Source organism: Streptococcus sp. CF7_Ac1-12, from assembly GCF_024295905.1.
Lineage (GTDB): Bacteria > Bacillota > Bacilli > Lactobacillales > Streptococcaceae > Streptococcus > Streptococcus mitis_AP.
Genome location: NZ_JANCPG010000026.1, coordinates 1 through 9,114, shown reverse-complemented (window position 1 = coordinate 9,114; position 9,114 = coordinate 1). Strand labels below are relative to the sequence as shown.

Sequence of the window (9,114 nt, the reverse complement as noted above, 5' to 3'; positions counted from 1 at the left end):
TCCGCCATAGCTCAGTTGGTAGTAGCGCATGACTGTTAATCATGATGTCGTAGGTTCGAGTCCTACTGGCGGAGTAGTTAATTAAAGGAGGTTTCGGCCTCTTTTTTGTTATATAATTAATAATCTATCTCGCTTCATTAGATGCGAGATATTTTTATTGACGATAGAAGTTTCAGACACCATCATTTTCGAGCACTGATAGCACTTAAAACAACGCTCTCTTAACTTACGCAATCAGGTCAAGATGGGGTGTCGTAGTTCAGTTTAGCGAGGATTTCCTTATGTGTACCCCTATTGATGATATCCATAATTTAGAAATTAGGGTCTGTAAGCTCTAGTAATTTTGTGATAAAGTGTAATTGTTCCATATGATTCTTTCTAATGATGGTTTGGTGCTTTTTCGTTATAAATCTTATGGAATTTTTTCTACCCTAAAATAGGTTCTATAATACCCATAGAGGACAAATATTATAGTTGCTTTTCTTTTTAATAATTATTAAGTGCTTCATTTCTATTCAATCACTTTATATTTTAAACTGAGAAAGATTCAATGCACAGGATGATTTATAATATAGTAACCGTAAAGGATAATTTTTGTAAATCATTTATATGAAATTTTTTATTTTTAAGGATTTAATAGTTTGTTTTTGATGTAAGATATTTGTTCTTATTCTGTCAATTTTTTCTATTTGTTATCTTGTTGAGGTTGGTATTTTAACAATTCAGGAATTGATAGTGAATGTGTAAAATTTTTTGTTAGAATAAGGTCATAAAAAGTAAAGGAGTATATATTTATGCTACAAAGTATTTATGATCAGATGACAGATTTCTATGACAGTCTCGAAGAAGAGTATGCTACTTTCTTTGGTGATAGTTGGGACTGGGAACATTTTCATTTTAAATTTTTAATTTATTATTTAGTGAGATATGGCATTGGGTGTCGTAGAGATTTTATTGTTTACCATTATCGTGTTGCTTATCGTTTGTATCTTGAAAAATTGATAATGAATCAGGGATTTATTTCTTGTTGAGATAGTTTGACAAAATTTCCGAACAAATTTACTTTTTTTATAGAATTATAATAACAAATAGCTGGTTATTTTTCTAAATCATTTTTTAATAGTTGGAAATAGCAAATCTTTCTATTGTTTCTTCTTGATAAAAAGGCGATTTTTTCTTATAATAAATTGTAAGATATAATTGCAGGTGAGAGTCCTGCCATGTATGTGAGAAAGGAAGAGCCTGAGGGCTCAGACAAGATTATGACTTCAGTTGTTGTTGTAGGTACCCAATGGGGTGATGAAGGTAAAGGGAAGATTACAGATTTCCTTTCAGCGAATGCAGAAGTGATTGCGCGTTACCAAGGTGGTGATAATGCAGGTCACACGATTGTGATTGATGGTAAGAAGTTTAAATTGCACTTGATTCCATCTGGGATTTTCTTCCCTGAAAAAATCTCTGTTATTGGGAATGGTATGGTTGTAAATCCTAAATCTCTTGTAAAAGAGTTGAGCTATCTTCATGAGGAGGGTGTGACAACTGATAACTTGCGTATTTCTGATAGAGCGCATGTTATTTTGCCTTATCATATCGAGTTGGATCGTCTGCAAGAAGAAGCTAAGGGCGACAATAAGATTGGTACGACAATTAAGGGAATTGGTCCAGCTTATATGGACAAGGCTGCTCGTGTTGGGATTCGTATTGCCGATCTTTTGGATAAAGATATTTTCCGTGAGCGTTTAGAACGTAACCTTGCTGAGAAGAATCGTCTTTTTGAAAAATTGTATGACAGTAAAGCGATTGCTTTCGATGATATTTTTGAAGAGTATTACGAATATGGTCAACAAATCAAGAAATATGTGACAGATACATCTGTAATCTTGAATGATGCGCTTGATAACGGTAAACGTGTGCTTTTTGAAGGTGCACAAGGTGTTATGCTAGATATCGACCAAGGTACCTATCCATTTGTTACTTCTTCAAACCCTGTGGCTGGTGGTGTGACAATTGGTTCTGGTGTTGGTCCAAGTAAGATTGACAAGGTTGTAGGTGTATGTAAGGCTTATACCAGTCGTGTAGGAGACGGTCCTTTCCCAACTGAGTTGTTTGATGAAGTGGGAGAACGTATCCGTGAAGTAGGTCATGAATATGGTACAACAACTGGTCGTCCACGCCGTGTGGGTTGGTTTGACTCAGTTGTGATGCGTCATAGCCGCCGTGTTTCTGGTATCACCAACCTTTCATTGAACTCTATCGATGTTTTGAGCGGTTTGGATACTGTGAAAATCTGTGTGGCCTATGATCTTGATGGTCAACGTATTGACTACTATCCAGCTAGTCTTGAGCAATTGAAACGTTGCAAGCCTATCTATGAAGAGTTACCAGGTTGGTCAGAAGATATCACTGGCGTTCGTAATTTGGAAGATCTTCCTGAGAATGCGCGTAACTACGTTCGTCGTGTGAGTGAATTGGTTGGCGTTCGTATTTCTACTTTCTCAGTAGGCCCTGGTCGTGAACAAACAAATATTTTAGAAAGTGTTTGGTCCTAAGAGATTTTTAAGATTTGTTTAAGATAGGTCGGGTATACTATAGACAGTTACAAGAAGACCTCCTAACTTGTTGTAACAAATATCCTAAACTTTTCTTTTTCATAATAATCTCCCTATAGAGTCACCGCATTCGGTGGCTTTTTTTGTCTTGAGATTCATGATATAATAATAAAACTGACAAGTAGAAAAAGGGAAATTGATGAATTATACAGTTGAAGAAAAAGAAGTCTTTATGAGGAAAGCTTTGAGAGAGGCTGAGATTGCTCTTGAACACGATGAAATTCCAATTGGTTGTGTGATTGTCAAGGATGGAGAAATCATTGGTCGTGGGCATAATGCGCGTGAGGAGTTGCAACGAGCGGTTATGCATGCGGAAATTATGGCTATAGAAAATGCGAACCTAAGTGAGGAGAGCTGGCGCTTGCTGGATTGCACGCTTTTTGTGACCATTGAGCCTTGTGTCATGTGTAGTGGGGCGATTGGACTTGCCCGCATTCCAAACGTGGTCTATGGGGCTAAAAACCAGAAATTTGGCGCTGCTGGGAGTTTGTATGATATCTTGACAGATGAGCGTCTCAATCATCGTGTGGAGGTTGAAACGGGAATTTTGGAAGATGAATGTGCAGCTATTATGCAGGATTTTTTTAGAAATAGACGGAAAAAATAATTTTGCTTTTAAAATGAATAGGAATGTGATATAATAAATAGTGGAGCAACAGTTCTGCGTGAAGCGGGTCAGGGGAGGAATCCAGCAGCCCTAAGCGATTTGAATTGTGTGCTCTTTTTTTCGTGCTTTTTCCGAATAAATAAGATAGAATAATCTAGAATAAATGATAATAGAAAAGAGAAGATGATGAAAATTCGTGGTTTTGAATTGGTTTCTACTTTTACAGATGAAAATTTATTGCCCAAGCGTGAGACAGCGCATGCGGCTGGTTACGACTTAAAGGTTGCTGTGCGCACAGTTATTGCGCCAGGAGAGATTGTTCTCGTCCCGACAGGGGTTAAGGCTTATATGCAGCCGACTGAGGTTCTCTACCTCTATGATCGTTCTTCAAATCCTCGTAAGAAGGGTCTGGTCTTGATTAACTCGGTTGGGGTCATTGATGGGGATTATTATGGAAATCCTGGGAATGAAGGGCATATTTTTGCTCAGATGAAGAATATCACAGACCAAGAGGTTGTTCTTGAAGTTGGGGAACGTGTGGTCCAGGCTGTCTTTGCTCCTTTCTTAATTGCAGATGGAGATGTGGCTGATGGCGTGCGAACTGGTGGATTTGGATCGACTGGGCACTAGGATGAAGATTATCTTTGTACGTCACGGGGAGCCAGATTATCGTGAGTTAGAGGAGCGTTCTTATACGGGATTTGGTATAGATTTGGCACCCTTGTCTGATAAGGGACGGCAGCAAGCCCAGAAACTGAGCACCAATCCTTTACTCCCTTCAGCTGAACTAATCATATCTTCTGCAGTCACAAGAGCTTTAGAAACGGCTTCTTATGTGGCCTGTGCTACGGGCCTTCCTTTGAGAGTGGAGCCTTTATTACATGAATGGCAGGTCTATGGAACTGGAATAGAAAACTTTGAAACAGCTAGAAGCCTGTTTTTAGAAAACAAGGGGGAGTTGCTTCCTAATAGTCCTATTCAATATGAGACAGCTGAAGAGATGAAGTCTCGTTTCCTAGAATGCATGGCTAAGTATCGAGATTACCAGACCGTGATAGTGGTAAGTCACAATATGCTTATGCGCCAGTTTGTGCCAAATGAGAAGATTGATTTTTGCCAAGTGATTGAGTGTGAGTTAGAGGTATAGAAAGAGGTTTATCATCGTAAAGAAAAAAGCGACATTTGTATGTCAAAATTGTGGGTATAATTCCCCTAAATATCTGGGACGTTGCCCTAACTGTGGATCTTGGTCTTCTTTTGTAGAAGAGGTTGAGGTTGCCGAGGTCAAGAATGCGCGTGTGTCCTTGACAGGTGAGAAAACCAAGCCCATGAAACTGGCTGAAGTGACCTCCATCAATGTCAATCGAACCAAGACAGAGATGGAGGAATTCAACCGTGTACTTGGAGGAGGAGTGGTACCAGGAAGTCTCGTCCTCATCGGTGGGGATCCTGGGATTGGGAAATCAACCCTTCTCCTACAAGTTTCAACCCAGTTGTCCCAAGTGGGGACAGTTCTCTACGTTAGTGGGGAGGAGTCTGCTCAGCAGATTAAACTACGTGCAGAGCGCTTGGGTGATATTGATAGCGAGTTTTATCTCTATGCAGAGACCAATATGCAGAGTGTTCGAGCAGAGGTGGAGCGCATCCAGCCAGACTTCCTCATTATTGACTCTATCCAGACCATTATGTCTCCTGAGATTTCAGGGGTGCAGGGGTCTGTTTCTCAGGTGCGTGAGGTGACGGCTGAACTGATGCAGCTAGCTAAGACTAATAACATCGCCATCTTTATCGTAGGGCATGTAACCAAGGAAGGAACCTTGGCTGGGCCTCGTATGTTGGAGCATATGGTGGATACGGTGCTTTACTTTGAAGGGGAGCGTCACCACACCTTCCGTATCTTGAGAGCGGTGAAAAACCGTTTTGGCTCCACTAATGAGATTGGGATTTTTGAGATGCAGTCAGGTGGCTTGGTTGAGGTCCTCAATCCGAGTCAGGTTTTCCTAGAGGAGCGTTTGGATGGAGCAACTGGCTCGTCAATCGTTGTGACCATGGAAGGGACGCGTCCTATTCTTGCAGAAGTGCAGGCTTTGGTAACACCGACTATGTTTGGAAATGCCAAGCGTACGACGACAGGGCTTGATTTTAATCGTGCGAGTTTGATTATGGCTGTTTTGGAAAAACGGGCAGGTCTTCTCTTGCAAAATCAGGATGCCTATCTCAAATCTGCTGGCGGTGTCAAATTGGATGAACCTGCCATTGACTTGGCGGTTGCAGTTGCCATTGCTTCTAGTTACAAAGACAAGCCAACCAACCCTCAGGAATGTTTTGTAGGCGAGCTGGGTTTGACAGGGGAGATTCGGCGCGTGAATCGTATCGAACAACGCATCAACGAAGCTGCTAAACTGGGATTTACCAAGATTTATGTACCTAAGAATTCCTTAACAGGAATCACTCCACCCAAGGAAATACAGGTCATTGGGGTGACAACGATTCAGGAAGTTTTGAAAAAGGTCTTTGCATAATCCGTGACAAATCCTCATAAAAATGATAAGATAGGAGAAATATTTGACTATCAAATTTTCAAGGAGGGAATCGTGTCGTATTTTGAACAGTTTATGCAAGCCAATCAGGCTTATGTTGCCCTACATGGGCAGTTAAATCTGCCACTTAAACCCAAAACCAGAGTAGCTATTGTGACCTGTATGGACTCACGTTTGCACGTTGCGCAAGCTCTGGGCTTGGCACTTGGGGATGCTCATATCTTGCGGAATGCAGGTGGTCGGGTGACCGAGGACATGATTCGTTCGCTAGTTATTTCCCAGCAACAGATGGGGACAAGAGAGATTGTGGTGTTGCACCATACAGACTGTGGTGCTCAGACTTTTGAAAATGGTCCTTTTCAGGAGTATTTAAAAGAGGAACTAGGTGTCGATGTGTCAGACCAGGACTTTTTGCCCTTCCAAGATATAGAGGAAAGTGTACGCGAGGATATGCAACTCCTTATCGATTCTCCCCTAATACCAGACGATGTCATTATCTCTGGTGCCATTTACGATGTGGATACAGGAAGTATGACAGTCGTAGAATTGTAAAAAATTCATTTAGAAAGAAAGTGTATGAAGAAAAACAGTATTTTATTTATTTTTATCTTATTGCTATGTATTGGTTTGCAGTATGAAACTATCTACTATACGGACGGTTCGATGTCAGGTGCGGAATATGGACTGATGGGAGTTTCTATCTTTCTAGCTCTCTTTTACATGATTCCGGCTCTTTATTTTCTTTTCCGTATTGGGAAAAAATGGGAATTGCCAAAGAACTCCTTGATCTTGTCTTTATTAGGAGGAATGTTCCTTTCAGGCTGGCTTTCTAGCTTTGCTAATACCTACATCCATGATTTACTGGGGGTTCTTTTCCCAGATAGTGCATTTTTAAATGCCTTTGAAAGTGCTATTGTGGCTCCTTTGGTAGAAGAAACCTTGAAATTATTGCCACTTATCTTTGTTTTAGCTTTGATTCCTGTGCGAAAATTAAAATCTTTGTTTTTACTGGGGATTGCTTCTGGTTTGGGATTCCAAATGATTGAGGATATTGGTTACATTCGTACGGATTTGCCAGAGGGCTTTGACTTTACTATTTCGAGAATTTTAGAGCGTATCATCTCAGGAATTGCCTCTCACTGGACTTTTTCAGGTCTAGCTGTAGTAGGTGTTTACTTGCTTTACAGAGCCTATAAAGGGCAGAAGATTGGCAAGAAACAGGGGCTTATTTTCCTAGGTCTAGCCTTGGGAACTCATTTCTTGTTTAACTCTCCTTTTGTTGAATTGGAGACAGAGTTGCCTTTAGCGATTCCAGTGGTTACGGCTATTACTCTCTATGGTTTTTATCAGGCTTATCGTTTTGTTGAGAAGCACAATGAGTTGATGAACTAGAATATTTTTTAAAAGAATGATGCAAGGGTACAAATATGCTGCCCTTCTTTTATTTTTGATTGAAAAATAGTGCAAAAAGCGCTACAATGGTAAATGGAAAAATCTTGTGAAAAGCACAAGCGATACATATATACCGGAGGAAATCATGTCTTTTTCTGATTTAAAGCTGTTTGCCCTTTCTTCTAATAAAGAATTGGCAGAACGTGTGGCGCAGGAGATTGGGATAGAGTTGGGGAAATCAAGTGTTCGCCAATTTTCAGATGGAGAGATTCAGGTCAACATCGAAGAATCAATCCGTGGGAAACACGTCTTTATCCTACAATCAACTAGTTCGCCTGTAAATGACAATCTGCTTGAAATTTTGATTATGGTAGATGCTTTGAAGCGTGCGAGTGCAGAATCTGTCAATGTTGTTATGCCTTACTATGGGTATGCACGTCAGGATAGAAAGGCGAGAGCGCGTGAGCCAATCACTTCAAAACTTGTCGCAAATATGCTTGAAGTAGCTGGAGTGGATCGTTTATTGACCATCGACTTACATGCTGCGCAGATTCAAGGATTCTTTGATATTCCTGTGGATCATTTAATGGGGGCTCCTCTGATTGCGGATTATTTTGAGCGTCGTGGCATGGTTGGTTCTGACTATGTGGTTGTCAGCCCAGACCATGGAGGGGTGACTCGTGCTCGTAAGTTGGCAGAATTTTTGAAAACATCTATCGCTATTATTGATAAACGTCGTAGTGTTGATAAGATGAATACTAGTGAAGTCATGAACATCATCGGTAAGGTCGAAGGCAAGACTTGTATCTTGATTGATGATATGATTGATACGGCAGGTACGATTTGTCACGCGGCAGATGCCCTTGCGGAAGCTGGTGCTGTTGAAGTCTATGCAAGCTGTACGCACCCAGTTCTTTCTGGTCCTGCTATGGACAATATCCAAAAATCAGCTATTAAGAAATTAGTTGTTTTGGATACCATCTATCTGCCAGAAGAGCGTTTGATTGATAAGATTGAGCAGATTTCAATCGCTCATCTCCTAGGAGATGCTATCGTACGTATCCATGAAAAACGCCCACTTTCTCCACTTTTCAGTATTGAGAAAAAGATTTAATGACCAAGCCTGAGATGATTCTCAGGTTTTTTTCATCTCTTTTCCGAATAAATAGATAGAACCATAGAATCTAGTAAAACTAGATTTAATACTCTTCGAAAATCAAATTCAAACCACGTCAACGTCGCCTTGCGTACTCAAGTACAGCCTGCGACTAGTTTCCTAGTTTGCTCTTTGATTTTCATTGAGTATAAGACTATGGTATAATAAAAGGAGGAAAAGGATGATTCTAAGACATCCGGGCATCAACCCGACTAATGATTTAGTGGCTAAGAAGATTTTTAGCAACCCAGAAATCACTTGTCAATTTATTCGCGATATGCTGGATTTACCAGCCAAAAATGTGACGATTTTAGAGGGAAGCAATATTCATGTCTTACCTTCCCTGCCTTACTCAGCGCAGGATTTCTATACCAGTATAGACGTCTTGGCGGAATTGGATAACGGCACTCAGGTTATTATCGAAATACAAGTCCATCATCAGAATTTTTTCATCAATCGTTTGTGGGCTTACCTGTGCAGTCAAGTCAATCAAAACCTAGAAAAAATTCGCCAACGAGAAGGTAATACACACCATAGTTATAAACACATCGCACCAGTATATGCTATCGCAATCGTGGATAGCAACTACTTTCAAGATGATTTAGCTTTTCACAGCTTTAGTATGCGAGAGGATACGACGGGTGAGGTTTTAACAATTACAAACAACGGTCAGGAAAACCATCTAGTCAAGATGGCATTCTTGGAACTAAAAAAATACAGAGAAACCAGCAAAGATAAGGTTCGCAAACCGTGGTTGGAGTTTTTCGGTAATAAACCCTTTACCCAACAACCCGAGCGAGCCATCAGCCA

The 9,114-nt window shown here is 40.5% G+C and carries 10 protein-coding genes, 1 tRNA gene, 1 other RNA gene and 1 pseudogene; 12 read left to right on the top strand and 1 reads right to left on the bottom strand.

Annotated elements, in window-relative coordinates; all coding sequences use genetic code 11:
• Nucleotides 1–74, top strand: a tRNA-Asn gene (locus tag NMM17_RS09485).
• A gap of 76 nt (nucleotides 75–150) precedes the next feature.
• Here the strand turns inward: NMM17_RS09485 and NMM17_RS09480 are convergent.
• Nucleotides 151–308, bottom strand: a pseudogene (locus tag NMM17_RS09480) (ISL3 family transposase); the annotation flags it as partial.
• Nucleotides 309–794: 486 nt separating this feature from the next.
• Between NMM17_RS09480 and comW the strand changes: the two are divergent.
• The 11 genes from comW to NMM17_RS09425 form a co-directional block, all read left to right on the top strand.
• On the top strand, nucleotides 795–1,031 hold the full coding sequence (gene comW, locus NMM17_RS09475) for a sigma(X)-activator ComW (RefSeq protein WP_000941925.1): 237 nt from the start codon (nucleotides 795–797) through the stop codon (nucleotides 1,029–1,031).
• Between the two features lie 231 nt (nucleotides 1,032–1,262).
• On the top strand, nucleotides 1,263–2,549 hold the full coding sequence (locus NMM17_RS09470) for an adenylosuccinate synthase (protein ID WP_001832534.1): 1,287 nt from the start codon (nucleotides 1,263–1,265) through the stop codon (nucleotides 2,547–2,549).
• 199 nt (nucleotides 2,550–2,748) lie between these two features.
• Nucleotides 2,749–3,216, top strand: a complete 468-nt coding sequence (tadA, locus tag NMM17_RS09465) for a tRNA adenosine(34) deaminase TadA (RefSeq protein WP_001110116.1) — start codon at nucleotides 2,749–2,751, stop codon at nucleotides 3,214–3,216.
• Nucleotides 3,217–3,248: 32 nt separating this feature from the next.
• An RNA gene (gene ffs, locus NMM17_RS09460) (signal recognition particle sRNA small type) lies at nucleotides 3,249–3,346 on the top strand.
• 56 nt (nucleotides 3,347–3,402) lie between these two features.
• A complete protein-coding gene (locus NMM17_RS09455) occupies nucleotides 3,403–3,846 on the top strand; it encodes a dUTP diphosphatase (RefSeq protein ID WP_000702003.1) in 444 nt (147 codons plus the stop codon).
• The gene (locus NMM17_RS09450) at nucleotides 3,806–4,363 is read left to right on the top strand and encodes a histidine phosphatase family protein (RefSeq protein ID WP_004240969.1); all 558 of its coding nucleotides are present in this window, start codon (nucleotides 3,806–3,808) and stop codon (nucleotides 4,361–4,363) included. The genes NMM17_RS09455 and NMM17_RS09450 overlap by 41 nt, the downstream gene beginning before the upstream one ends.
• A 10-nt stretch (nucleotides 4,364–4,373) precedes the next feature.
• On the top strand, nucleotides 4,374–5,738 hold the full coding sequence (radA, locus tag NMM17_RS09445) for a DNA repair protein RadA (RefSeq protein WP_303660011.1): 1,365 nt from the start codon (nucleotides 4,374–4,376) through the stop codon (nucleotides 5,736–5,738).
• 72 nt (nucleotides 5,739–5,810) lie between these two features.
• Nucleotides 5,811–6,308: a carbonic anhydrase gene (locus tag NMM17_RS09440; RefSeq protein WP_004240973.1), complete on the top strand. Its 498-nt coding sequence runs from the start codon at nucleotides 5,811–5,813 to the stop codon at nucleotides 6,306–6,308.
• Between the two features lie 24 nt (nucleotides 6,309–6,332).
• The gene (locus tag NMM17_RS09435) at nucleotides 6,333–7,148 is read left to right on the top strand and encodes a PrsW family intramembrane metalloprotease (protein ID WP_000742255.1); all 816 of its coding nucleotides are present in this window, start codon (nucleotides 6,333–6,335) and stop codon (nucleotides 7,146–7,148) included.
• A 145-nt stretch (nucleotides 7,149–7,293) separates the two neighbouring features.
• Entirely contained in the window at nucleotides 7,294–8,262 is a 969-nt protein-coding gene (locus NMM17_RS09430; RefSeq protein ID WP_000010158.1) for a ribose-phosphate diphosphokinase, read from the top strand.
• A 223-nt stretch (nucleotides 8,263–8,485) separates the two neighbouring features.
• Nucleotides 8,486–9,114, top strand: a 629-nt coding sequence (locus tag NMM17_RS09425; RefSeq protein ID WP_254754326.1) for an Rpn family recombination-promoting nuclease/putative transposase, incomplete at its 3' end; no start/stop codon positions are given.

Excerpts from the sequence above, each read along its gene's own strand:
- comW (WP_000941925.1), top strand. The coding sequence starts at position 795 with ATGCTACAAAGTATTTATGATCAGATGACAGATTTCTATGACAGTCTC.
- NMM17_RS09470 (WP_001832534.1), top strand. The coding sequence starts at position 1,263 with ATGACTTCAGTTGTTGTTGTAGGTACCCAATGGGGTGATGAAGGTAAA.
- tadA (WP_001110116.1), top strand. The coding sequence starts at position 2,749 with ATGAATTATACAGTTGAAGAAAAAGAAGTCTTTATGAGGAAAGCTTTG.
- NMM17_RS09455 (WP_000702003.1), top strand. The coding sequence starts at position 3,403 with ATGAAAATTCGTGGTTTTGAATTGGTTTCTACTTTTACAGATGAAAAT.
- NMM17_RS09450 (WP_004240969.1), top strand. The coding sequence starts at position 3,806 with ATGGCGTGCGAACTGGTGGATTTGGATCGACTGGGCACTAGGATGAAG.
- NMM17_RS09435 (WP_000742255.1), top strand. The coding sequence starts at position 6,333 with ATGAAGAAAAACAGTATTTTATTTATTTTTATCTTATTGCTATGTATT.
- NMM17_RS09430 (WP_000010158.1), top strand. The coding sequence starts at position 7,294 with ATGTCTTTTTCTGATTTAAAGCTGTTTGCCCTTTCTTCTAATAAAGAA.